This is a genomic window from Ruegeria sp. C6 (assembly GCF_056537625.1).
The window spans coordinates 382,955-406,293 of sequence record NZ_JBQFRW010000002.1 but is presented as its reverse complement, the minus strand read 5'-3'; the positions used below and the strand labels follow the sequence as shown (position 1 = coordinate 406,293).

Sequence of the window (23,339 nt, the reverse complement as noted above, 5' to 3'; positions counted from 1 at the left end):
GAACGCGGTTATTCAACGGCGCTATTCAATGTTTTCCATAGGTTGACGACAGCGCCCAGCTTGCGGGCGTCATGAACGGCGGCGGCGGTTTCCTGACCGTCGCACAAGATGGCGAGACCCGCGCCTTGTCCACCTGTCGGGCGAATGACGATCAGCTGTGGATCAGTTAAAGCATCGGAACCATCGGCCTGCCATCCCGCCAGATCCCGGGTGAATCGGGCCAATATATCCGTGTCCGGATGTGCGTCTTGGCCCTGCGCACACAACCCGTCAAATTGCATCTCGTCTTCAGTCGACCCAATCAGTATTCGACCTAATGCGAACCGATCCGCGCCCTCAAAGAATTTTCCGGCAATACTGGTGGCGCCTTGTGACGCAGTTTCTGGCTGAGCTTCCGGTTTTAAGGTCTGGTCGGAAACGATGGCCATGCGCGGCTCTTCGGTTAGTTCAATCCGCGCGCAGGCCGCTTCGACCTCCGAAAAGGTAACCCCTACGTCATCAGCCTCAAGCGCCGTATCCGGGCGCAGAGAAACCAACTCAAGCGGGCCGGGTGCCGTTGCAATTTCCGACACCAATTGCGCCAGTCGTTCGATCAGTTTTTCGCGTGCTTCGGTTTCAAAATCCGGGACAGGGCCCGAAGCACAGCGGAACACGTCGGTGACCCGAGAGCTGTTGACTTCGATAGCCAAAGTTGCCCCGTCAGCCGCCGTAAATTCCAAACGCCGAGGCAAGATCGTGCCCCGGATGGCCCCCAGCATCTCATTCCGGCGTAACAGTGCGCTGCTACCCGATAGGTAGATTGCAGGCGATAAGCGCGCGACCGAAGTCCGCCCGATCCCTTCGAGCATATCCAGTATTTCACTATCCATCATGCGTGACCCCCTCTGGTCCCGTCTACACCGCGGCCGCCACCGGCCCGAGGCTGAGATGTGATTTCGTAAGCGCCAGCCCGACATTCGCGCTGTCGCGGCAGATATAGCATACCACGTGATCAGGATATTCTGTTGTCCTGAGAAAGATGTGCAGCCGGTCGTTTGAGAACACCGCGATTTCCCCAAATCCGGGGTGTTCAGTATCGTCGATTTTTGCCGCACGCAGGAGTTCTTCGAATCCCTTCATACCGCGTCCCTGAAACAGATTAGCTACTGCAAGTGCGAGATTTTCGAGCGCATCAGCGCTGTCTTGGTCCGACGCGTCGACGCCCAATAACATGCCGGTCTCCATGTCGACATACCCGGCTGCGATGCAGTCGGGTATGGTTTCGATGGCCGAAGCCAGAGCAGATTCAATCGACATTCAGATGCCCACCTTCGGGTTTAATCTAAATCGCATGCCACTCCGCTCCGCCGTTTTTGCGAGCCTCAGAAACGGCGCGCGGTATGTCTTGATTCCGCTTAGCGTCATGTTCCAACGCAATCTGGTCAAACTCGGACAAGAATGCTGCAAAGGCGCTTTTCAGGCCATTTGCATCGTCAGGCAGGTTCTCACGCGCCACGATTTCACCCCACATTGCTGCAGCACTGAGTGGCGTTTCTATGAGGCGATCGCCCAAATCATCTGCCTTGTCATCGGCTGCATCTTCAATCTCTTCGGCAGCAGCTTCACCCACCATTGATACGACGCGGTTTGGAGCCAGCGCATTCGATTCGGGCTCCGGTTCATATTCGTCTGCCGAGTTTTCCGACTGTTCCGCCAACAGGGCCGTAATCGACGAAACCGATACTTCGATATCTGATGATTCTTCGGCGTCTTCCGACGGCTCTTGTTCGGTGTCCGCAGCTTCGACTGCTTCCGCTTCGTCCTCTTCTTCGCCCAAGACGATCAGTTCGGCATCTTCCTGCTCTTCCTCATCATCTTCATCCATGAAATCAAACTCATCCACGTCGGTGATGGGATTTGCCAAGAGGTTCAGATCCAGCGGATCTTCCGTCTTGTCAGAGAACAAGGCACGTAAGTCTTCATCAGCAGGCTCCGCTTCGGTAGCCATTTTCGCGCGCATCCGCTCGGCTTCTTCTGCATCAATCCGCGCCTGTCCCGACTCCTCGGTGCGACGCTCCACGCGGGCAGGGCGTACCGGGAAACTTGTAACCACATCATTCTCGGCAGAGTCATCTTCCATCGGCGTGACAAGTTTCAGCGGTGCATCGCCAGAGGTTTTCTCGGGCCGCGATGGCTGAACTTTGGGTGCGTCTGACAGGGATTTGTCAATTTGATAGCGCGACAGCATATCCGCACGGCTGTCCATGATCTGCTCAGTGATCTCAAGGAAACTGTCGACCATCTTGCCGCCGCCGCTGCGTGACCACAGCTCGGCGTCACCGGTTTTGTCACGGGCCATGATAGCATCACGGGCCGAGAACAGGATCGTGCGATTGAACAAATGACCCGCTTCGCGATTTACGCGGCGCAAGACCTTCTGCCGGTCTTTCTGATTCAATGCATCTGCGCGCGTCACCAGCAAAAGCGATTTATGCTGCAGCCGTTCCGGCAGCGAAACCCATGTGGCACGTTCAGTTTCGCGCCAAGCTTGGGTCGAGTGCGTGCACCACAACACACCATTGGCCTGGCCAACTGCGCGTTGCCAGACATCCGTCGAAATCTTCGGGTCCGAAATGCCGGGTGTGTCGATCAGGTCGACCGCCTCAAGAATGTCGGCTTCAAGGAAGATGCGAATGAACTGGGCGTCGTTGACACCAACCTGTTCAAGCTGATCCAATTCGATATTCTGCGTACTACCATCATGGCGTTTGATATAGGCGGGTCGATTGCCCCAACTGAACCAGATCGGCGGCAGTTGCGTGGCTGTGACCTGCGTCGGCAGTGCCTGTTTGCGCAGCAGGAAATTCATCAACGTCGATTTGCCTGCACTGAATTCCCCCATGAGCGCAAACACAGGTTTGCGGCGGGACCACTGCTCGATGCGGTTCCAAGCCTTGGGAGAGACGAAGCGGGTTTGTGATTCTTTTACCATAACTCTTCTTATGCTGCTTCGTTACTAAGGTCTTTCAGGATATCGCCCAGAATATCGTCACGTGATTTCTGCGGCTTCTGCTCGGCCATCTGGGCCGCAGCCCTTTCAGGCGATTGCGAGATGCTGAGCAGCGTGTCTTTCTGTTCGGCAATAAAGTCTGTCAGCGCGGCCCGCACGTTCTCTAGTACGGCGGCGATCTGGTTTTCCTCGATGTCTTTGGTGATCGAGTTTGCCTCGGACGCGATCAGTCGCGTATAATCTGCGGCATAGGCTTCGAACCCTTTGCGGCGTTGCCACCAACGTCGCCACCATGTGCTCTGCAGGTCCAGTGCGATTGTGCGGCCAATCCCTAATGGCGGGGGTACACGCGGCACGATCGGGGCTTCGATGTTGAATTCACCCAAGTGGTTGCCCAGCAGCTTCTGATACAGTGCCTCGACATCCGCTGCAGCAGCCGAATACAGAGCACCGGCATCCTTACGCATGGATCGGGCAAAGCTGAAATATGCCGCCTTCTGCAAGGTGCGCAGACCTGCCGGATCATATTGCCATGTACCCTGCTCACCATTCTGTTCCAGATGTGAGATCAGAGAATCCGTCGCACGTTTGACAAAATTTGCTTCCGCAGACGCAAGTCGCTCTAATACCTTGTCGCGAAGCTTGGTTGTCAGTTCCGAGGCTTTCTTTTCGTACTCAGCCGAAACCTTTGCGATCGCTTCTTCGGGCGACGCACCGTCCAGATCCCGAACGATACCGTCGGAGTTTGACAGCGTCTTGGCCACTGCAGTAGCCCGGATTTGGCTGGCGATGTTGCGCGCCCGATGGCGAACGCGATCCAAAAGACGCGTTCCTGCACCCTCAGCGATACGCTCATTCATGGCGAGCAGCAGATCAGGCAATCCTGATAGCGCCCAGATCTTATCCAGCGATGCAGCCTGATCGCCAAATCCAGCCGCCAGATAGAAGGTGTTCAACGCCTCGCGCGATTCCTCAGTTAGAATGTCCGGGTTTCCGGTTAGCGCAGCCTCGGCCCACAGAGCGCTGCCAAAAACAACGCTGGTGTTGGCGTCTATGTTGTTCTGTTTCAGTGTGTCTTGAATACGATCACGTATCTCAGGCACTTGATTGACCGGGTCTGACAATTCATCGATGCGGTTCACGAACAGGATGATCTGGCGGTTCTCGAACTGCGCGATGATCCGCATTAGTGCCATGTCCATCGTAGTCAGCGCCTGGCTGGCAGCCAAAACAACAACACACACCTCTGATCCACGCAGGCTGCGTAGGGTGATTTGTTCGCGCACCATAAAGGTATCGTTCACACCTGGGGTATCGCAGAGCTTGAGCGAGATCGGATATTGCGGGATATCCATGAACAGCTCGGCCGATTTAGTCACATCGGCGAAACGACCCGTCTTGGGGTCGATGTCCGGGTCATCCTCATCCCCGAGGCAGACATACCGCTGAATCAGTTCATCGTCGAAATAATCATACTGGTGGCTCTGACCGAGAATCAGGTCAAAGTGCTTCCCAAGCCGCTCTTCTGATTTGGCCTTCATCTCGCCGATTTGACGGCGAATATCGTCCATCTCATCATCGGCACCGGCTCGATTGGCCAACTCGCCCAGACGACCGCCGCCAACCATCAGATTGTCCCATTCTTCCTGCTCGAAGAATGTGAATTTGGAACGGGTGTCGCCTTCTGTGCGGGTGTTGATGTTCAGCGTTGTAACCACCGAGGTCCACGGGTTCACATCCGAAGGCAAAAGATTTGGCCGCCCGGCCAATATGTTCACGATAGAGGATTTGCCGGCCTTCACCTGCCCGACCATCGTGACACTGGCGGTGAAATTCTCCATTTTGGTCTTGAGCGCAGCCAGCCGTGCGGAAGACCGCGCATCCGCCACCTCTGTCAGTTGGTCGATCTGTGTCGTCAACGAGGTCATTGCCTCTGTCATCTCAGACAGGGACTCGTTTCCGACAGACAGAAGGTGGTCGTTACGCGCCATGGTCAGCCTCCGGTACCAGTTGCAGCGATGTGGTTCCCTGCCCCGTCAGGCAGGCTTGCAAGCGTGTCGATTCGTGCGATCAGGTCCAGCGCGTTGCCGAGGATTGCGGCCTCGGTTCGCGGTGAAATCGATTCATATGCGAAAGAATCAGCCAGAACTTCGATTGAACTGAAGCCTTCACCATTTTCCAAACAAGCCACACGGCGTCCGGTCGGAAAATCATCTGTTTTGTTGGCAGGCAGCGGCATGCGGGCATTAGCCAGCAAGTAGCGATTGCCCGAATGCGTACGGAGAGCGACGCCGAATCCTGTGCCAGGGTGCTGACGGTTCAGGGTTTTCAGTTCGCCAATAAAGCTTTCACGCGCAAGGCTGACAGCGTCTTGCTCGGAAGCAACGGATTTGATCTGGTTGGTCACGACAGAGACCCTTGTTCTGGAGTTGAGCAGAAACTCGCACGGTGCCAGAAGGCAAAAAGACTCATTAACTCCTGCGCCCAATCAATTACGATTACCGCGGTGTTATTTTGACGCGAATAGGATATTTTGGCGTTTGAAATGTGGCACAATTATGATGGCGTCTCATGGAAAAACCTCAACCTATGAGAGTGTAAGCCACCACGTTGACGAGTTGCCCAAGTTTTTATGGCTTTGATTGCTTGTTAAAAAGTCCGAGGTTCCGTCGCGTCAAGGATTTACACGCTGCTTCTTAATTTTTTGAAATATATAGAAATAATTTCTATTTCTGTGATCGAAGGAACCTCTGATTGAAATTCGATACGAAACCACTCACCTCAAGTTACACTTTTTTGAAATGTGCCCCACACAAAGTAATCTCTGAGCGACTCAACGTATGCGAGTTTAAGATAAAGAGAAAAATTGCGATAAATGTTCGCTAAATGGAAACAAAAAGAAGGACCAGAAAACGGGCCTTCACACAGGTGAAACTACAACCAAAACCAGCACCTGAGCACTGTTCGTGCTGAAAAGACTGGCCAAACCGCATTCTCACTGTCCAAGGCACGTTCTTTAACATTTGGCACATGCGAGTTCTGGTTAAACTTACTTGGGCAAAAGATTGTTTCCAGCGAGACGATAATAAACTGCCCTCTCGCTTGATTTTACCTCTCGCACTCATTCAAAAGCTTTGCTATTCAGCGCGTCGTCGCGGTGCTTCGGCATCGGGTTGCGGGTGTGGCGAAATTGGTAGACGCACCAGATTTAGGTTCTGGCGCCGCAAGGCGTGGGGGTTCAAGTCCCTCCACCCGCACCAACACGACTTCTTACCATCAATGTGACTTATCGCTGGCGAACTTACGCAGTTCAAACGCCGTAGCGGGCCATAAACATGTCGACGGCCTGCAATGCGACCTCGTCGATTTCGTTCTGGTCAAATCGATTTTGGATACCGAACGCCGCGCGGCCCCATAGTCGGACTTTGCACAGTTCAGAAAACTGCTCGGCCGCGATGTTGACGTCTTCAACCGCCAACTCACCTTTACCAACCGCCTTGGTCAGATATTCGGCCATCTGGCGTTGGCCGTTCTTCGGTCCTGCTTCATAAAACGCTTTACCAAGCTCGGGGAATCGGTCGCGCTCGGCCACACATATGCGAAAGACTTGCTGCGCGAAGTCCGAGACGAGAAAAGCCGTAAGCTGAGTGGCTGCTATCGTCAGCACCTCGCGGGCTGGCTTGGTCTCATCGATCATCGAAAGGATGCGTTCAGACATCAGGCGACATTCGGTCTGGGCAACCTCGGTGAACAACAGTCGCTTGTCGGGGAAATAGCTGTATAGCGTTGCCTTCGAAACACCCGCCGCACGCGCGATGTCATCGACGCTTGCACCTTCAAACCCATCCGCCATGAAAACCTCTCGGGCCCCACGTAACACCTGGTCGAATTTACGGCCTGTACGCAGGATGGTGGCGGCTTGGGTCATGGTGTCTCCGGATTGCGATATCCTGCAACACTATAAACCGTTCGGTTCAGTTTCAACGCTTTTCACTCCGATAGCGGTTTTGGCACAACGTTACGGCTTCAATCGTACCGCCGACCTTGCGTCAACCTTGCGAGCCTGACCAGCCATGTTAACACGTTGCCATGGTCGAGATATTTCTGCGCACTCTCCCCTTTTTCGCAATCATCGGCCTGGGGTTCTGGGCCGGACGCAGCCGGTTTTTCCCTCCCGAGGCGACAGCATATCTAACCAAGTTCGTGTTTTTCTTTGCTTTGTCGGCTATGCTATTCCGGTTTGCCGCCACCCTGCCCTTTGCCGAAATTTTCAACGGTCGGCTGGTGATCGGGTATCTGATCGGCACTGCTGGCGTCTATGCGCTGGCGACGGCTATCGCTTATCTCCGAGGGCTGGACATCCCCACCGCCGCGGTCGAGGCGCAATGTGCTGCTATTGGCAATGTTGGGTTTCTGGGCCTGCCCATGCTTGCGCTTTTATTCTCCGAAGCTGCCATAGGTCCAGTGATGTTGGTGCTGACAGTTGATCTGGTTGTGTTTTCCTCATTGATCGTGATCCTGATCAACGGTGGCCGCGATGGTCGGCTCAGCCTGGGGATGATGCGCCTGATCGGGATTGGCCTGCTGAGAAACCCCATGATCTTGTCAATCTCCGCCGGATTGATCTGGTCTGCGTTAGAGGTGCCTGTACCAGCCCCGCTTAATGATTTTCTGACAATTCTGGGCGGTGCGGCTACGCCGGGGGCGCTGTTTGCCATCGGGGCGTCACTGGCAGACAAATCGGCCGAGCGCATCCAGATCGCGGGCTGGTTGAGTTTTTGCAAACTGGTGCTGCATCCGTTTTTCGTGGCACTTATGGTGATTTGGCTGATCCCGGTTGCCTCATTCCCTGCGATGGTCGCAATCGCGGCGGCGTCTTTACCAGTTGCAGGCAATGTTTACATGCTGGCCGCGCACTACGGTGTGGCCCCGCAACGGGCATCTGCTGCCATCCTGTTATCTACCATCGCCAGCATTCTGACCGTCCCGCTGGCGATAGGATGGGTCAGCGGATTCTGATCTTCACCTTTTCGAAAAATGAGCTTTCCAGAGGTGGCTGCACTTTACGCCGACGCTGCAGACCGGTAGCCATGGCCCGGAAACAACGTAAGGATCAGCTTGATGGAAACCCTTTCGGAAAATGCCTGTTTTGGTGGTGTGCAGGGCGTTTATCGCCATGCTTCCTCGGCCTGCAAGTGTGATATGACATTTGGCCTGTTTCTTCCAGCCGAAGCCAAGGACGGCCCCGTTCCTGTTCTGTGGTACCTGTCGGGCCTGACCTGCACCCATGAAAATGCCATGACGAAGGCGGGTGCCCAGGGCTGGGCGGCCGAACAAGGCATTGCTCTGGTATTCCCCGATACCTCGCCACGCGGCGAAGGTGTGGCGGATCACGAGGACTATGACCTTGGCCAAGGTGCAGGGTTCTATGTCAATGCCACGCAAGGCCCTTGGACGCCTCACTTCAACATGTGGGATTATGTTGCCGAAGAGTTGCCGGCCCTTCTGGCCAAGAACTTTGCGATTGATCCTGATCGTCAGGCCATCACAGGACATTCGATGGGTGGGCATGGCGCATTGACGCTGGCGATGAACCTGCCCGGGCGTTACCGCTCTGTTTCGGCCTTCTCGCCGATCTCGAACCCCATGGGGGCGGATTGGGGCCGCAAGCAACTCAGCGCGTATCTGGGCGATGATGAGACCGCATGGGCCAAGCATGACGCGTCGGCGATGATGAAAAGCACAGGCTTTGACGGACCGATCCTGATCGACACCGGTGCAAACGATCAGTTTATGGATCTGTTGCGCCCGGAGGCACTGGCGCAGGCAATTGCCGAGCGTCGCCAGCAGGCCACTTACCGACTGCAGCCCGGCTATGACCATTCCTACTATTTCGTGTCCACCTTTATGGAGGATCACATCACCTTCCACGCCGAAGCGCTGTATGGGGACTGAGGCATGAGCAAATATGACTATGACCTGATCATCATCGGCTCGGGCCCTTCAGGCCGGGCAGCGGCGATTCAGGCAGGCAAATTGCAACGCCGGGTGCTGGTGATTGACCGCAAAGACCGTTTTGGTGGCGTTTCGGTTCATACCGGCACGATCCCATCGAAAACCTTGCGAGAGACGGTGCTGAACCTGTCAGGCTGGCGCGAGCGCAGTTTTTACGGGCGTTCTTACCGGGTCAAGGATCAGATCAGCGCAGAGGATCTGAAAGCACGGCTGCACATGACACTCGATCACGAGGTCGATGTGCTTGAGCATCAGTTCAACCGCAACCATGTTGAAACGCTGAACGGGTTGGCGACGTTCACGGGGCCACACGAGATCGAGGTGGCTACGGATGCAGGCGAATCCACGCGTCTGACAGCAGCCAAATTCCTGATCGCCACCGGCACCAAGACCTACCGGCCAGATTACGTGCCTTTCAATGGCAAAACTGTCGTCGATGGGGATGATTTCCTTGAGATGGAGGAAATCCCGCGTTCGCTCTGCGTGATCGGTGCGGGCGTGATCGGCGTTGAATATGCAACAATGTTCTCGGCGCTTGATGTCCGGGTGACGTTGATCGAACCGCGCGAGACGTTTCTGGATTTCATCGACAAGACACTGATCCACGATTTCACACATCAGATCCGTGAAAATGGCGTCGATCTGCGGTTGGGTGCAGCCGTCGAGAAAATAGAAGACGCCAGTAGCCATGTTGAGATCACGCTGGACAATGGGCGGCACGTCCGGGCCGAGATGCTGCTGTTTGCAGCCGGGCGGATGGGGGCAACCTCGGCGCTGAACCTGGATACGGTTGGCATTGAAACGGATCATCGCGATCGTATCAGTGTGGACCGCAAGACCTATCAGACCTCGGCGCCGCATATCTATGCCACCGGAGACGTCATCGGGCATCCGTCGTTGGCCTCAACTTCGTTGCAACAAGGGCGGGTCGCGGCCTGTCATGCGCTGGAGACTCCAACCCTGCCGGAAAGCCCCTGGTATCCGTATGGGATCTATTCGGTCCCCGAAATCTCAACCTGCGGGATGTCCGAGGAAGAACTGCAGGAGCGTGGTATTCCCTACGAAGTGGGCGTGGCCCGTTTCCGCGAAACCTCACGCGGGCACATCATGGGGTTGGAGCACGGCATGCTGAAAATGCTGTTTTCGCTCAAGACCCGGCGGGTTCTAGGTGTGCAAATCGTTGGCGAAGGGGCAACCGAGCTGATCCATATTGCGCAGGCGGTGCTGAACCTGAAAGGCACGGTGGACTACTTCGTGCAGAACACGTTCAACTATCCGACCCTTGCCGAAGCTTACAAAATCGCGGGGCTGGATGCCTTTAACCGGATGCCCATTCCGGACGAATTCAAGGTGCGCAAATCGACGCCAAAGGCGAAGTCAGCCCCAAAGGTCAAAGAGGCGTGACGACGCTATACATCGACGGGGATGCCTGCCCGGTCAAAGCCGAGGCTGAACGGGTGGCAACCCGGCACAAGGTGCCGATGGTTCTGGTCTCAAACGGAGGGCTACGCCCCTCTACCAACCCGTTGGTGCAGGTAGTGATCGTCGCCTCGGGAGCAGATGAGGCGGATAAGTGGATTGCCGAACGCTGCGGCACCGGCGATATTGTCGTTACCTCTGATATACCGCTGGCCGCCAAGTGTATTGAAGCCGAAGCACGCGTGCTTCGGCCCAGTGGTGAGGCTTTCACTGCGGCCAATATCGGTCAGCAATTGGCAATGCGCGATCTGATGGCAGACCTTCGCGCGGCAAACCCGCTGGGGACAGGTGGCGGGGGAAAACCATTTAGCAAAGCCGACCGGTCGCGTTTTCTAGATGCGCTTGAGCGCGAGATACGCGCTGCCCTTCGCAGGTAGTGCTCCCGCCGGTCAGAGACACATCAAAGATGCATATCCTTCCGTTGGGCTGGGCAGCGCGTGCCGCGCTGCGGTTGGCGCTTGCATCTCTGACCTGCGCTTGGTTCAGTCGGTGGTGATTGAACTGGTATGGGATTAAGTCATGGCCGTTGAAGCCGTCATCTTTGACATCGGAAATGTGCTGATCGAGTGGCAGCCCGAGCGCTATTATGATCGGGTAATCGGCGAGGATCGTCGTCGCGCCATGTTTGACGAGGTCGATCTGCATGGGATGAATGATCTGGTGGATCAGGGCCATCATTTTACGGATACTATTTACAAATGGGCGGACAAGTACCCGGATTGGCGCGATGAAATCCGGATGTGGCATGACAAATGGATCGAACTGGCCGCGCCCGAGATCCCACATTCAGCGCGACTGCTGCGCGCGTTGCGAGGGAAGAAGGTCCCAGTCTTTGCGCTGACCAATTTTGGGGTTCAGAATTTTGACTATGCCACTACCGTTTATCCGTTTCTGAATGAGTTTGATCGTCAATACGTCTCGGGTCGGATGAAGACGGTCAAACCTCATATGCCAATTTACGAAATGGTTGAGGCCGATTGCGGCATCCCTCCCTCGGCGCTTTTGTTTGCAGATGACAGGATCGAGAATATCGAAACAGCAAGGGCGCGCGGATGGCAAACGCACCACTTCATCGATCCGCAGGGTTGGGCGGATCGATTGGTTTCTGAGGGGCTGCTGACCGCTGAAGAGGCCGCATAGCTCAGGCTGTCACGCTGGTTGGTGATCGGTTTTCGCGGATGGGCAGGTGAATGATGGCGCTGAATGCTCCGATTGCGACGCCGATCCACCAAACCATGGTGTAATCACCGAATTGGTCGTACATGCGCCCGCCTAACCAGATGCCCAGAAAACTGCCGATCTGATGGCTCAGGAATACGATCCCGTAGAGCGTGCCCATGTACCGCAGGCCATAGAGATGTGCGACAAGGCCAGATGTTAACGGTACGGTCGCCAACCAGAGCGACCCCATCACAAGCGAGAATGCGATCACGGACAAGGGCGTGATTGGGAACACGATGAAGGCACCTGCGGCAAGCGTTCGGCCGGTGTAAACCGCCGCGAGCAGGTACTTCTTCGGAAAGTGATTTCCAGCCCATCCGGCCAAAAGGGTTCCGCCGATATTGGCCAACCCTATCAACGAAATCGCAATCGCCCCCAAGGCTGAAGTTGTGGTGATCCCCATCGAATGTAAGACGCCTCCGGGTTGGATCGGGCCGCACATCTCGGTGACGAAGGCAGGGAAATGGGCTGTGACAAAGCCCAGTTGATAGCCGCAACTGAAAAAGCCGATCGCAATCAGCGAATAAGACGGGTCGCGGAATGCCTTGGACAGGTTCTGCCCCATACTCTCTTCTAGCTCCGTCCTGCTGACGGGCTGAGGCGCGCGCATGAATGGCAATGTCAGGATCAATGCAAGGATAGCCACCGCAAAGATCAGAAACACTTGTTGCCAGGGTAAGAAAGTCAGCAACCACTCTGCTGTGGGTGCGCCAATGACTTGCCCGAAACTGCCCGCTGCGGTGACAATCGCCAATGACATCGAGCGGTTCGCATCCGATGAGGCACGACCTACGACCGCAAGGACCACGCCAAACCCCGTCCCAGCGATCCCGAAACCCACGAGCCAGGCATACATCTGATGTTCAAACGGGGTAACGGACCATGCCGTCAGGACCATTCCCGCCGTATAGGTCAGAGCGCCCAGAACGATGGCGCGCCGATCACCTATCTTTTCCGCAATGGCGCCAAAGATCGGCTGGCCGATCCCCCAAGCCAGGTTTTGTATGGCGATCGCCATCGAAAAATCGCTGCGTAGCCAGCCGAACTCATCCGCAATCGGTATCTGGAACACACCAAAAGAGGCGCGTACGGCAAAACTGACTGTAATTACGATGCAGCCGACGATCAGGATCGGGTTCAGCAAACGGGTGGATTGCGACATTAAGGCTCCGAAGATTGGTTCCAGCAGACGTTAGCGGTACAACTCGGCGCGTCAATTCAGGAGTTTTGTGACGCCAGTTCAGCAAAATTGATGTGTCTGGAAAAAAGGTTTCTTTTCAACACACGAAGCGATCGGTATGGCTCAACTCATGACGGATCTAATTTCACACTATGAAGATCTTATTGCTGATGGGACACTGACCCGGGACGACGCGCAAGAGGCTGTGCTGCCCCGGTTTGAGCGCATTCGGGCAGCCTTGGCCGAACCGGTTAAGCGTGGATTTTTCCGCAAAGCGCCGCCGCCACCCAAGGGTTTGTATCTTTGGGGAGGTGTTGGGCGCGGCAAGTCGATGTTGATGGACATGTTTGTCGAGACATTGGGTGAAATCCCAGTTCGACGGGTGCATTTTCATGCGTTCATGCAGGAAATCCATTCCGGTCTGCACAAGGCGCGTGAAGACGGCGTTGAGGACGCGCTGGTCCCTGTGGCCGATGCAGTCATCAAATCGGCGCGGGTGCTGGCCTTTGATGAGATGCAGATCATCGATATCACCGACGCGATGATCGTGGGGCGGTTGTTTGATCTGCTCTACAAGGGTGGTGTCGTTATCGTTACGACTTCGAACAGACATCCGGATGATCTATATAAGGATGGGTTGAACCGGCAGCTTTTTCTGCCTTTCATACAGCACATAAAAGAGCAACTGGAAGTGTGGGAGTTGGTTTCACCCACGGATTACCGGCAGAACCGACTTGAAGGCTCGCCGGTTTACTTCACCCCCATTGGGCCCGAAGCGCGGGAGAAGATTCGTGGGGTTTGGAATGATCTGTCGGGTGGACCGGCAGAAGAGCTGGCCCTTCAGGTGAAGGGTCGCGAAGTTGTCCTGCCCGCCTTTCGCAACGGCGTTGCACGGGCCTCGTTTTATGACCTCTGCGGACGAATGTTGGGTCCGGGAGACTACCTGGCCATCGCAGAAGCGCTGAAGGTACTGGTTCTTGAAGATATCCCGCGTTTGTCACGCAATAATTTCAATGAGGCCAAGCGCTTCGTCACCCTGATCGATGCGCTTTATGAGGCGAAAGTTCGGCTGATTTGTTCCGCCGCTGCCGAGCCCGAGATGCTCTATGTCGAAGGAGAAGGAACTTTTGAGTTTGAGCGTACGGCCTCGCGCCTGCGGGAGATGCAAGACAAGGATTGGGGCAGATAGGGGGTGCTGCCCTGGCGCAGGATCTTTTTCATCAGGCGGAGGATCAGGCGTTTTCTCTAAGGATGTTTCCCGCAAGATAAAGCGACCCGCAGATCAGAATGCGTGCATCAGGGGTTTGAGCGGTGATTGCGGCGAGCGCGTCTGTGACGCTGTCTGCTGTTGTGGCGGCCAGATTCACCTTAGCAGCAGCGGCGGCGGTTTCGTCCGCGCTCAGCGTATTCTGCTCACCCGGGATCGATACGGCCGTCAGGCTGTCTGCCCTTTGGGCCAATGGCGCGAGATAACCGGTGACATCTTTGGTATTCAGCATACCACAAATCAAATGCGTGGGACGTTCTGGTAGTGACGCTAAAACCTCGGCCAAAGCAGTGCCTGCAGCCGCGTTGTGACCACCATCCAACCACAACTCAGCTTGAGGGGCCTGCTCAACCAGAGGACCGATTTTTAGCCGCTGCATACGCGCGGGCCATTCGGCCTTGGCCACAGCGGCCTCGTAGGCATCATCGCCCATTTGCAGGTGGCGCAACGCAGCCAACGCCGCGCCTGCATTTTCGATCTGATGAGCACCCAGTAGGTTTGGCATAGGCAGATCGCGCAAACCGGTTTCGTCCTGATAAATAAGGCGACCGTTCTCAGTATGAACATGCCAGTGCTGCCCGTGGACCATTAGCGGAGCGCCCAGACGGGCTGCGGTATATTCGATGACTTCCAGCGCCTCATCCTGCTGCGGGCCGACGATGCAGGGAACGCCCGGTTTGATGATTCCGGCTTTTTCAGCGGCGATCTTGCCCAAAGTGTCGCCCAGGAACTGCTCATGGTCGATCGAGACGGGGGTGATGACCGTCAACTCGGGCCGTTCGATCACGTTGGTGGCGTCCAGCCGCCCGCCCAGCCCGACTTCGAGCAGCGTATAGTCAGCTTTGGTGCGGGAAAATGCCAGCAGCGCGGCGCAGGTGGTGATTTCAAAATAGGTGATGTTCTCACCGCCATTTGCGGCGTAACACTCATCCAACACGGCGGTAAGGTCGGGTTCGGAAATCAGCTCACCTGCCAGTCGGATTCGCTCGTGAAACCGGGCCAGATGAGGTGAGGTATAAGCATGGACCGCATGCCCTGCCCCTTCAAGCCCCGCCCGGATCATGGCCTGGGTCGAGCCCTTGCCATTGGTTCCAGCGATATGAATGACCGGAGGCAGCTTAACCTGAGGATTGTCTAGTGCCGCCAGCAAACGCCATACCCTGTCCAAGGTCAGGTCGATGATCTTGGGGTGCAGCGCCATCATCCGGTCTAGGATGGCATCCGAAGATGGGGAGGTCATTTTTCGACCGCGTCCTCGGTGGGTGCCTCGGTTGGGGCTTCTTCCGGCTCGGGCGCAGGAAGGTCGCCTTTGACCGCAGGGGGCTGCTTCATCAGCATTCGGGTGATGGTGATCAGCTCATCCCGCATCTCAGTGCGTTTGGTCACTCGGTCGAGCATCCCGTGATCCAGCAGATATTCAGCGCGCTGGAATCCTTCGGGCAGTTTCTCACGAATGGTCTGTTCGATCACACGGGGTCCGGCGAAACAGATCAGGGCATTGGGTTCCGAAATATGAACGTCACCCAGCATCGCGTACGAGGCTGTAACGCCGCCTGTGGTCGGGTGGGTCAGGACTACAATATAGGGCAGGTTTGCTTCTTTGAGCATCTCCACTGCGACCGTCGTACGCGGCATTTGCATCAGGCTCAGAATGCCTTCCTGCATCCGCGCGCCGCCGGCTGCCGAAAACAGGATCAGGGGCCGCTGTAGCCTAACAGCCTCCTGTGCTGCAGCAATGATGGCATTGCCTACATACATGCCCATCGATCCGCCCATGAACGAAAAATCCTGCGCGGCAGCCACGATCGGGGTACGGCCGATTTCGCCAACGGCGACCAGCATCGCTTCTTTCTCGCCGGTCTTTTTCTGGGCCGCCTTCATGCGGTCAGGGTATTTTTTCTGATCCCGAAACTGCAGGGGATCGTCTTTCGGTGCCGGGACATCAACCTCGGAAAAAATACCGCCATCAAACAGATGTTGGAACCGATCGCGCGGCGTGATTGCCATGTGATGGTCGCACTGGGTGCAGACATTCTGGTTTTCCGCCAATTCGCGGTGGAACAGCATGGTTCCACACTCATCACACTTGTGCCAAAGGTTTTCGGGCACTTCGCGGCGCGAGAAGATCGAATTGATCCGGGGGCGGACGTAGTTTGTGATCCAGTTCATGTCGGAACCTTGATAATGCGGCGTTGACGTCAAATAAGACGCAATGCCGGGAAATGCAATCAGCGCCTGAGGACCAATCTTGCGGTGAGCCACCCCACGATCATCAGCGCAAAGTCGACTAGCAACCAAGGTCGCAACGCTTCGGCGTCCGATGCCTCATAAGGAAGATGGAACAAGGCCAGGCCACCAAGGTTGTCGGGAAGCGAAATGACAAGCAGAGCCGCGATGTTATTGAAGAAATGCAGCGCAATGGCGGGGCCCAGCGTGCCCGCTCGCGCGGTCAAATCGGCGGTCAAAAGCCCAAATGTCAACGCCCAGATGGCAATCAAGACCGCATTGTCTCCGACCGTCGCGGGGCTGTAGTGGCCAGCTGCGAACAAGATTGATGGCAGACCCATCCAGATCAGCGGAGACCGAAACCGCGCGGCCAGGCCCTGTTGCATATAGCCTCGGAACAGGATTTCCTCGGCGCTGGTCTGAATCAGCACCGCAACAGCGGATAAGGGAAGCAGCAAAAGCCATTTGGTTAACGCGAGATTCGCCACCAATGGTGCACCAAGGTCATAGGGGGGGAGTATGAATATGACTGCACCCAGCAGAAGCAATGCGCGAACGACGCGCCAAAACTGCCAGATTGCGATGGATTGTTCGCCCAGGACCGAGGCAAGTGACCGGTGCTGAAATAGTCGTGCCCCCAACGCCACGCCAATAGTGACAAAAATAAAGCTGGAGAGCACAATAAGGAGCGCTGTTGGCGACGATCCATTCAAGAATGTGACCGCCGACCCTGTTGAGCCAAGACTGGCAACGATTGCGAACAAGATTGCATTGAGCGTGACCACAACCACTGAGACCAGCGCAAGACCAGCCAACAAGCGCCATATCTCGGGATATCTGCGGGCGGCACCTAGCAATTGCTGATGACTTGAATAGGCCCCCCGCCTTTCATTAGTGCTCATCGGATTGCTCAGCACTTACCGAAGGCAGGTCATCCCCAATTGGAGTGTTGGGGTCACGCAACCGCTCGGACACCGTGGACAGGTATCCGGCCACGGTTTCAAGCAGCCTCATCGCAACGCCCGCGTCACTTTCAATCACAGCACGCAATTCCTCCGCGCCGATCCGCAGGAACGAGCAATCCGTGAGGGCCACCAAATCCAATTGTCGCGGCTCATTGGTGATAATCGCAAGATCGCCGATAAGGCGCCCGGGTTCTACTATCGAGAGCGAACGCATTTCACCGTGTTCATTCAGCCAATTCAGGCTTGCCGAACCTGAAATACACAAATACGCCGCATCGGGAGCCTGGCCACGTGCGAAAATGGTTTGACCTGCCGCGACCTCGTACCATTGGGCCGAAAACGCCAGAAGACGCTGGTTACGCCCATCGACTCGTGAAAACAACTCGGTCGAAGAAATGATCTTGAGTTTCCGGCTCAGGTCGTCAGTCCCGGTGTCTTCAGCATCGGTGGACACGCGTGAGACACCATCGATGCGACCGTCCTTTATCTCAACAAACAAATCATAGGCTTCCGGATGGGCAAAATGATCCTCCATAAAGATCATAATCGAGTCGGGTAATAACTCGCGCAGCTTCAGACGGGTCCGCAGGCGGCTTTCAGAGTCGTGGCTGGCCAGTGCCTTGTCGAGTATCAGGATATCGGGGCGTTTGATCCCGGCACGAGAAAAGGCAGCACGCTCCTGAAACACTGTCGGAAGGTTGTTCCCACCTAACCCGGACGGCAGGTCGTAGATGATCGCGGCGGCCCTTCGGCGCAGCCCGGCCTCGTTCAGAACCTCCGCGACCAGATCTTCGATCTCTTCTGCATGAGCACCAGCCATGATGGATACCCGACCATACAGAGCGTTTTCCATTGCTGTCAGGCGGGGAACGTAGACGTCCGGTGACACCGGCACGAACATCGCACCCATAGCGCCCCGCAGCCGTTCGGCCTGACTGTGACGAATGGAAAGGATTTTGTCCTTGTACTCCTCAGGGAAACTTGGGCCGATTTGTTCAGCGGTCAGCATGAATGGAACGGTCAACAGCAGCGCACGTTCCTGATCGCCGATGGCTTCTTCGCCCTTGGTTTTGCGGCGCTCTTCGATATCGAGCAGACGGTGGTACATGTCTTTTGACATGCCAAGCCGCAAGAACAACGGGTGATCGGCCCCATCTCGCCCGAAAGTCTGGTTTAGGGTTTCCAGAACGGCCTGAGCGATGCTGAGCGCGTCATCATCCAGGCCATTGCCCGTAAGCAACGACAGAAAGCGGTGGTCCCCCGCCAGAATGTCCGGTGCGATATCATGCGTCGGTGAAGCGAACAGCAGGTTCCCGCCCAAGGGCACGGCGGGATTGAACTGGTCAGGATCGAACCGATAGACATACTTGTCCAAACCGCGCTCTTGCAGGCGTGTGGCAACGGTATCTCGCAGATCGACTATTTCTTTCGCCAGCACCGGGTGTACTTCCGGGTCGAACTGAGAGCGCAAAGTGCGCCGGAACATAAATTCATCAATGCCCATCGCTTCGACAAGCTGGAACCACCAATCGCGAATATCCTCGATGTCATCAAGACCCGCGAGGCTTGGATCTATCCATTCATCGGACAGTGAATCGGGTGGGTTCCCGGCGCGCACGGCTTCGATCTGGCGGCGTGAGGGGGCCTGCAATGCACCACTTTCGTGTTGAGGATGCGTGCGCAGCGGCATTAGCAGGTTATCACCCAATGTTCCGTCGAACAGGTAAGGGCGTGAATAGGCATAGCCGATCCGCGCCGCAATCACCGCCTGATGCAGGCTGTTGAGGTTGTGGCCAGCCATCAGAACCTCGCCTTGAACCGGGAGCACTTCGCGCGTCAGCAACTGCGCAAGCGCACTGCGTTCCGAAGCGTGTTTCGACTGAATCGCAACCCGGGCGCCTTGGGGAATGGTAAGATCAATATCCTCAAGGATGGTCTTTCCGTCATCATCACGAACGGTCACGTTGCGCAGTTCGATATCGCCGGTTAGGTGCGGGATTGCCTCGGGGACGCCCTCAAACAACTGTTCGGGTATCATATTCGATGGGGCAAACCGTTCGGTCACAATTTCCCAGCGTAGTGACATGTCCTGTACTTGGTTGTAGTAGGTCAGAAGATCCTTCCAAGGGCCGCTGAGGTCTTTATATGCACCCAACGCGGCGACCAATGCGCCCACTGTCACCTCGCCCGTGATCGCCAGATAGCCGCCTACTGAATAGAACAGGAAGGGTGTCATCTGAGTGATCAGATTGTTGAGGAACTTCATGAAGAACTTCTTGTTGTAGATCTTAAAACGGATATCGAACAAGGTTCCTAGCCGATGGCTGAATTGCGCCAGACGATAGCGCCAGCCGCCATTGGTGCGCAGATCGCTGATACCAGCAGCACTTTCGCCAATCTCAGAGCTCAGCCGCCGGACCTCCTGAATGCGATCCTTGTTCAAAAGGTTGATCTGACGTTGCAATTTGGGAATCAGCCAGGCCTGCAAAGGGATCAATGCAATACTGGCCAGACCAAACCACACGCTTTGCATGAAAAGAAACGTGACGATCGTCATCATCTGGCCGAACTGAAAAACGGGCTGCGCGATGGCATCTCCCATCAACCCGCCCATGGGTTCGGCCTCGGACGTGATCATCGATACCAGTTCACCTTGGCTGGTGGTGGCGAAATAGGATTTGGGAAAGCGCATCGAGCGGCTGATCAAGGTAAAGCGCAGGCGACGCAACATCCGTTCAGCGAGAATGCCTTTCATGGTATTGATGCGCATTTTCATCACGCCACTGGCGATGACAGTTGCCAAAAAGGCAAAGCACAGAATCAGCAGGTACTGCACCTGGGTCACGGTGATGCCGAGTACTGTCACGGTGTCTGCGGGCGCACCAATCGCGTCGTTGATGATCTGCTTAGGAAGCTCCAACGAAGCGTAAAGGAACGGAAATGACAGAACGGTCAGCAACAGCAGGACCAATTGCTGCTTTTTCGAATGCTTCCAAATGAATGAAAATAGGGTGGGTTCCATTCCCCTGCCTCATGATGAGCCTGTATGATCCGGGACAAATGCCGATTGCCCGAGCGACGACGGTAAGCCTCGGCCCGAGCTATTGCAAGAATGGCGGCTCTTTGCGACGCAGAAACCAGCTGGATAGGAGTTCACATTTAGGATTCGGGAAGATTTATCCGCTAATCAAGTAAGACTGGTTTGTCCCCTGCCCCGACTTTGACTAAAGAGGGGCTGTCTTGAAAGATGGGGCGATGGGCAGATTACTGGATCGATATATTCAACTAAAGGCTCTGGGGCGCTGGCAGCGTGCCGCGCAGCAGTCTGACCACCTCGCACTGCCTGAGCTTCGCCGCCAACGTGATGACGCCCGGCGGTTGCGCGGCAAACTTGAACAAGCAATTCAAAAAGCTGATGCTCGACTGATCCAACCCTTGATTGGGGCGACGCAGTTTCCAAAACCCCTGGGAACGGATTGGTCGTGGCGACCGGACCTGTGGCGGACGCCACTGATCCGCAAAGGTATAGCCTCGGCCCCGCGCAAGGCGCGGATGGATGGGCAGGTCATCCTGTTTCACGATTGCAGCCAGGTCGAGATCGGGCTGCAGCAAATCCGAAATCGGCGAGACAAGGATTTGGCGCCTTTCAGTCTGGCCGTTGAGGTATTTGATTTTCAGGGATCTTTCCTGTCGCTTTCCATTGATCTGCCCACGGATGCCGCCATAAATCTGTCCCGCCAGCATCTGATGCGGGTCGACACTCTGGTTGAGTGCGAGCGTTCTACCGTAGTCTTCGCCCGCCTGAACATTCAGCATGGCCCAAATACCGAGCAGGTTCTGCGCGAACTTGATCTTTCAACACCTGCGGCGACTGTAGATTTTGATCTGGCCCATCTGAACGTGAATGAGCGTCGAATTGAAAAACTCTGGCTGGATCTGATCATTGATCAACCCGCGATGAACCGTGTGGTGTTTCGTGACCTGACATTCTGCCGTTACCACCGGGCTGATCTGTAAAGGGTACTCAATGTCTAATACCACCCTGACACCAATCCGCTTCGAAAATGGCCTGTGGGAAGGCCATTTGACCAGCGAAAGCCCCCCTCAGATCAAGGTGCTGTTTCTTGGTGAGCCTTTGACTGATGTTGAGTTGGAACCAGCAACAGATGGCTGGGCCTTGCGCATCCCAGTGCCGCCCGCCGCCCTGTCGGAAGGTGTCCATACTGTCGTGATTCACGATGGAACAACAGGCCATAAGCTGGGGGATTTCACCATCATCGCCGGTTCACCCGCCGCAGATGATCTGAGGGCCGAAGTCGCTTTGTTGCGCGCCGAGTTGGAAATGTTAAAGCGCGCGTTCCGCCGCTCTCAGGCATCTCAAAGCGAATCCTGACCACAGTACCGATAGGATTGTCCCTATCTTTTCAGGTCCATACGTGCATCATTGGATTGGCCTATGGATCGCAACAGCATCATAAAGGTCATCGCGCTGATGGTGACGGGTTTCGGGATCGGGATCGATTTTACCGGTGCCCTGATGCTGGTCCCGGCAATCGAAAACAGCTTTGACGCCGACATCACCAGCACCCAGTGGGTTCTGAATATTTACGCTCTGTTCTTTGCAATGACGATGGTGGCCGGAGGTCGCCTGGGTGACATGTATGGTCATCGCAAGATGATGATCATCGGTCTTTCGATCTTTCTGTTTGCGTCGGTTTTATGCTTTGTCTCACCCGGTTTGGACTACCTGATCGGCGCACGCGCCTTGCAGGGGATCGGGGCGGGATGCGTGTGGCCCTGCACACTGGCATTTGGAGCCACCAAAGTGTCGAAAGAAGAACACCGCGCATTGGTGATGGGGCTGATACTGGCGGGTGTCACCACGGGTAATGTCTTTGGACCGATGATTAGCGGCGCAGTGGTCAATCTGGGTGATTGGCGGTTGTTTTTCCTCGCCAATGTGGTGTTTTCCAGCATTTCGATGACGACTGCGATCCTGCTGATGGAGCGTGAGACCGAGCATAAGAAAGGTGAACACATCGACTTTGCCGGGATGGGCATCCTGTCTTTTGCAGTTTTGCTCTTGCTTTACGGTTTGGATGTTGGTGCCGATTGGGGCTGGACTTCGCTGCCGCTTTTGCTGCTGTTTTTTGTCAGCGCCGTTTTGTTCTTCCTGTTTCCGAAAGTCGAAAAGAGGGTCAAGGAACCCTTGCTAATGCCTCAGTTGATGCAGAACCGAGAGTTTCTGATTACCTTGGGTCTGAATATGTTCAACGTCTCGGCAGCTTTTGTCGGGCTGCTATATTTTCCGCAGTATATGCAAAAAGTCTTGGGATGGTCTGTGTTCCAATCGGCGCTGGGTTTGGCACCGCTGACGGTGTTGCTAGCGGTCGGATCGATCGTCTCGGGTACGCTGTATAACGATTTTGGGCCCAAGCGACTGCTGTTTTGGGGATATATTTGCGCCACAGTCGGGGCGGCAAGCGTTGTCATCATGCCTTCCGGGACCGGATATTTTCAGATTCTGCCCGGAATGGCGCTGATTGGTTTGGGCGCAACGCTGACGGTCGGGCCTTCGGGAACAGCCGCTGTATGCGCGGTCAAGCCGGAACGCGCCGGACTGGTTGGCGGCCTGAGTTTCATGACCCATCTTGTCTATGGGGCAATCGCGGTCGCCTGTGCGACGGCGGTCATGTATGTGACAAGCCTGTCCAGCCTGAAAACCCGATTGACCGCGTCAGGCATCAACATGTCCGACGCTGATCAGAAAGCGATCAATGGTGGAACGCTGAACACAGACTCGGCAAAAGCAGTGCTTGAAAAGTTGAATTCAGGTGAAACTGAAAAGGTTCAGGCCGCCATTGCGGCGGCCTTTGATACCGGAATGAATATGGCTTTTGTATTCGCCACGATCTCAGTCGCTGCTGGAATCGTCTTGGCGCTGATGCTGGATGAGAAGAAACTGCACAAGGTCGAAGGGTAACACTTCAGGGTGCG

At 55.6% G+C, this 23,339-nt stretch carries 20 protein-coding genes and 1 tRNA gene; 10 read left to right on the top strand and 11 right to left on the bottom strand.

The genetic code is table 11. The features are described from left to right. Positions 1–8 precede the first annotated feature (8 nt). The 5 genes from ACR0MJ_RS09475 to ACR0MJ_RS09455 are packed head-to-tail and all read right to left on the bottom strand — an operon-like array spanning position 9 to position 5,396. A complete protein-coding gene (locus ACR0MJ_RS09475; protein WP_480760799.1) occupies positions 9–872 on the bottom strand; it encodes a hypothetical protein in 864 nt (287 codons plus the stop codon). A 22-nt stretch (positions 873–894) separates the two neighbouring features. Then, positions 895–1,296, bottom strand: a complete 402-nt coding sequence (locus ACR0MJ_RS09470) for a hypothetical protein (RefSeq protein WP_170393925.1) — start codon at positions 1,294–1,296, stop codon at positions 895–897. A 25-nt stretch (positions 1,297–1,321) separates the two neighbouring features. Beyond that, positions 1,322–2,971, bottom strand: coding sequence for a dynamin family protein (locus ACR0MJ_RS09465; RefSeq protein ID WP_480760798.1), 1,650 nt, complete (start codon positions 2,969–2,971; stop codon positions 1,322–1,324). An 8-nt stretch (positions 2,972–2,979) separates the two neighbouring features. Further along, positions 2,980–4,980: a dynamin family protein gene (locus ACR0MJ_RS09460; protein ID WP_170511876.1), complete on the bottom strand. Its 2,001-nt coding sequence runs from the start codon at positions 4,978–4,980 to the stop codon at positions 2,980–2,982. Positions 4,981–4,982: 2 nt separating this feature from the next. Continuing rightward, on the bottom strand, positions 4,983–5,396 hold the full coding sequence (locus tag ACR0MJ_RS09455; RefSeq protein ID WP_170393931.1) for a hypothetical protein: 414 nt from the start codon (positions 5,394–5,396) through the stop codon (positions 4,983–4,985). Between the two features lie 768 nt (positions 5,397–6,164). On the opposite strand from ACR0MJ_RS09455, the gene ACR0MJ_RS09450 reads away from it, so the two are divergent. Beyond that, positions 6,165–6,249: transfer RNA gene (locus ACR0MJ_RS09450), tRNA-Leu, on the top strand. 50 nt (positions 6,250–6,299) lie between these two features. Here the strand turns inward: ACR0MJ_RS09450 and ACR0MJ_RS09445 are convergent. Further along, complete coding sequence (locus ACR0MJ_RS09445; RefSeq protein ID WP_170393933.1) at positions 6,300–6,917, bottom strand: TetR/AcrR family transcriptional regulator; 618 nt, start codon at positions 6,915–6,917, stop codon at positions 6,300–6,302. A gap of 161 nt (positions 6,918–7,078) precedes the next feature. Between ACR0MJ_RS09445 and ACR0MJ_RS09440 the strand changes: the two genes are divergently transcribed. The 5 genes from ACR0MJ_RS09440 (at position 7,079) to ACR0MJ_RS09420 (ending at position 11,623) form a co-directional block, all read left to right on the top strand. Next, complete coding sequence (locus ACR0MJ_RS09440; RefSeq protein ID WP_480760797.1) at positions 7,079–8,008, top strand: AEC family transporter; 930 nt, start codon at positions 7,079–7,081, stop codon at positions 8,006–8,008. A 102-nt stretch (positions 8,009–8,110) separates the two neighbouring features. Beyond that, complete coding sequence (gene fghA / locus ACR0MJ_RS09435) at positions 8,111–8,944, top strand: S-formylglutathione hydrolase (protein ID WP_170422726.1); 834 nt, start codon at positions 8,111–8,113, stop codon at positions 8,942–8,944. Positions 8,945–8,947: 3 nt separating this feature from the next. Then, a complete protein-coding gene (sthA, locus tag ACR0MJ_RS09430) occupies positions 8,948–10,408 on the top strand; it encodes a Si-specific NAD(P)(+) transhydrogenase (RefSeq protein ID WP_170407278.1) in 1,461 nt (486 codons plus the stop codon). Beyond that, positions 10,405–10,860 (top strand): YaiI/YqxD family protein, encoded by a 456-nt coding sequence (locus tag ACR0MJ_RS09425; protein ID WP_480760796.1) that lies wholly within the window; start codon positions 10,405–10,407, stop codon positions 10,858–10,860. Before sthA ends, ACR0MJ_RS09425 begins: the two co-directional genes overlap by 4 nt. A 142-nt stretch (positions 10,861–11,002) precedes the next feature. Further along, positions 11,003–11,623, top strand: a complete 621-nt coding sequence (locus ACR0MJ_RS09420; RefSeq protein ID WP_480760795.1) for an HAD family hydrolase — start codon at positions 11,003–11,005, stop codon at positions 11,621–11,623. A gap of 1 nt (position 11,624) precedes the next feature. Here ACR0MJ_RS09420 and ACR0MJ_RS09415 read toward each other — a convergent pair whose 3' ends face one another. Next, positions 11,625–12,866 (bottom strand): MFS transporter, encoded by a 1,242-nt coding sequence (locus tag ACR0MJ_RS09415; protein ID WP_480760794.1) that lies wholly within the window; start codon positions 12,864–12,866, stop codon positions 11,625–11,627. A gap of 148 nt (positions 12,867–13,014) precedes the next feature. Here ACR0MJ_RS09415 and zapE point away from each other — a divergent pair, with 148 nt between their 5' ends. Next, positions 13,015–14,073 (top strand): cell division protein ZapE, encoded by a 1,059-nt coding sequence (zapE, locus tag ACR0MJ_RS09410; RefSeq protein WP_170407266.1) that lies wholly within the window; start codon positions 13,015–13,017, stop codon positions 14,071–14,073. 43 nt (positions 14,074–14,116) lie between these two features. Here zapE and ACR0MJ_RS09405 read toward each other — a convergent pair whose 3' ends face one another. The 4 genes from ACR0MJ_RS09405 to ACR0MJ_RS09390 are packed head-to-tail and all read right to left on the bottom strand — an operon-like array spanning position 14,117 to position 20,364. After that, complete coding sequence (locus ACR0MJ_RS09405; protein ID WP_170635810.1) at positions 14,117–15,391, bottom strand: bifunctional folylpolyglutamate synthase/dihydrofolate synthase; 1,275 nt, start codon at positions 15,389–15,391, stop codon at positions 14,117–14,119. Next, positions 15,388–16,320, bottom strand: coding sequence for an acetyl-CoA carboxylase, carboxyltransferase subunit beta (gene accD / locus ACR0MJ_RS09400; RefSeq protein ID WP_170393952.1), 933 nt, complete (start codon positions 16,318–16,320; stop codon positions 15,388–15,390). Before accD ends, ACR0MJ_RS09405 begins: the two co-directional genes overlap by 4 nt. A 59-nt stretch (positions 16,321–16,379) precedes the next feature. After that, positions 16,380–17,279, bottom strand: a complete 900-nt coding sequence (locus tag ACR0MJ_RS09395) for a CPBP family intramembrane glutamic endopeptidase (RefSeq protein WP_480760793.1) — start codon at positions 17,277–17,279, stop codon at positions 16,380–16,382. Further along, the gene (locus ACR0MJ_RS09390) at positions 17,269–20,364 is read right to left on the bottom strand and encodes an ABC transporter transmembrane domain-containing protein (protein ID WP_480760792.1); all 3,096 of its coding nucleotides are present in this window, start codon (positions 20,362–20,364) and stop codon (positions 17,269–17,271) included. The genes ACR0MJ_RS09395 and ACR0MJ_RS09390 overlap by 11 nt, the downstream gene beginning before the upstream one ends. A gap of 233 nt (positions 20,365–20,597) precedes the next feature. Between ACR0MJ_RS09390 and ACR0MJ_RS09385 the strand changes: the two genes are divergently transcribed. The 3 genes from ACR0MJ_RS09385 (at position 20,598) to ACR0MJ_RS09375 (ending at position 23,325) form a co-directional block, all read left to right on the top strand. After that, the gene (locus ACR0MJ_RS09385) at positions 20,598–21,359 is read left to right on the top strand and encodes a DUF6478 family protein (RefSeq protein WP_170562004.1); all 762 of its coding nucleotides are present in this window, start codon (positions 20,598–20,600) and stop codon (positions 21,357–21,359) included. 10 nt (positions 21,360–21,369) lie between these two features. Further along, positions 21,370–21,735 carry a hypothetical protein gene (locus ACR0MJ_RS09380; RefSeq protein WP_480760790.1) on the top strand — a complete coding sequence of 122 codons (366 nt, stop codon included), beginning with the start codon at positions 21,370–21,372 and terminating at the stop codon, positions 21,733–21,735. A gap of 63 nt (positions 21,736–21,798) precedes the next feature. Next, complete coding sequence (locus ACR0MJ_RS09375) at positions 21,799–23,325, top strand: MFS transporter (protein ID WP_170646888.1); 1,527 nt, start codon at positions 21,799–21,801, stop codon at positions 23,323–23,325. Positions 23,326–23,339: the final 14 nt, after the last annotated feature.

Bases quoted from the DNA above. Each gene is read 5' to 3' on its own strand.
- ACR0MJ_RS09445 (WP_170393933.1), bottom strand. From the start codon at position 6,917: ATGACCCAAGCCGCCACCATCCTGCGTACAGGCCGTAAATTCGACCAG.
- accD (WP_170393952.1), bottom strand. From the start codon at position 16,320: ATGAACTGGATCACAAACTACGTCCGCCCCCGGATCAATTCGATCTTC.
- ACR0MJ_RS09475 (WP_480760799.1), bottom strand. From the start codon at position 872: ATGATGGATAGTGAAATACTGGATATGCTCGAAGGGATCGGGCGGACT.
- ACR0MJ_RS09405 (WP_170635810.1), bottom strand. From the start codon at position 15,391: ATGACCTCCCCATCTTCGGATGCCATCCTAGACCGGATGATGGCGCTG.
- ACR0MJ_RS09415 (WP_480760794.1), bottom strand. From the start codon at position 12,866: ATGTCGCAATCCACCCGTTTGCTGAACCCGATCCTGATCGTCGGCTGC.
- ACR0MJ_RS09420 (WP_480760795.1), top strand. From the start codon at position 11,003: ATGGCCGTTGAAGCCGTCATCTTTGACATCGGAAATGTGCTGATCGAG.
- ACR0MJ_RS09465 (WP_480760798.1), bottom strand. From the start codon at position 2,971: ATGGTAAAAGAATCACAAACCCGCTTCGTCTCTCCCAAGGCTTGGAAC.
- ACR0MJ_RS09375 (WP_170646888.1), top strand. From the start codon at position 21,799: ATGGATCGCAACAGCATCATAAAGGTCATCGCGCTGATGGTGACGGGT.
- ACR0MJ_RS09440 (WP_480760797.1), top strand. From the start codon at position 7,079: ATGGTCGAGATATTTCTGCGCACTCTCCCCTTTTTCGCAATCATCGGC.
- ACR0MJ_RS09395 (WP_480760793.1), bottom strand. From the start codon at position 17,279: ATGAGCACTAATGAAAGGCGGGGGGCCTATTCAAGTCATCAGCAATTG.
- ACR0MJ_RS09390 (WP_480760792.1), bottom strand. From the start codon at position 20,364: ATGGAACCCACCCTATTTTCATTCATTTGGAAGCATTCGAAAAAGCAG.
- sthA (WP_170407278.1), top strand. From the start codon at position 8,948: ATGAGCAAATATGACTATGACCTGATCATCATCGGCTCGGGCCCTTCA.
- fghA (WP_170422726.1), top strand. From the start codon at position 8,111: ATGGAAACCCTTTCGGAAAATGCCTGTTTTGGTGGTGTGCAGGGCGTT.
- zapE (WP_170407266.1), top strand. From the start codon at position 13,015: ATGACGGATCTAATTTCACACTATGAAGATCTTATTGCTGATGGGACA.
- ACR0MJ_RS09460 (WP_170511876.1), bottom strand. From the start codon at position 4,980: ATGGCGCGTAACGACCACCTTCTGTCTGTCGGAAACGAGTCCCTGTCT.
- ACR0MJ_RS09380 (WP_480760790.1), top strand. From the start codon at position 21,370: ATGTCTAATACCACCCTGACACCAATCCGCTTCGAAAATGGCCTGTGG.
- ACR0MJ_RS09385 (WP_170562004.1), top strand. From the start codon at position 20,598: ATGGGCAGATTACTGGATCGATATATTCAACTAAAGGCTCTGGGGCGC.
- ACR0MJ_RS09470 (WP_170393925.1), bottom strand. From the start codon at position 1,296: ATGTCGATTGAATCTGCTCTGGCTTCGGCCATCGAAACCATACCCGAC.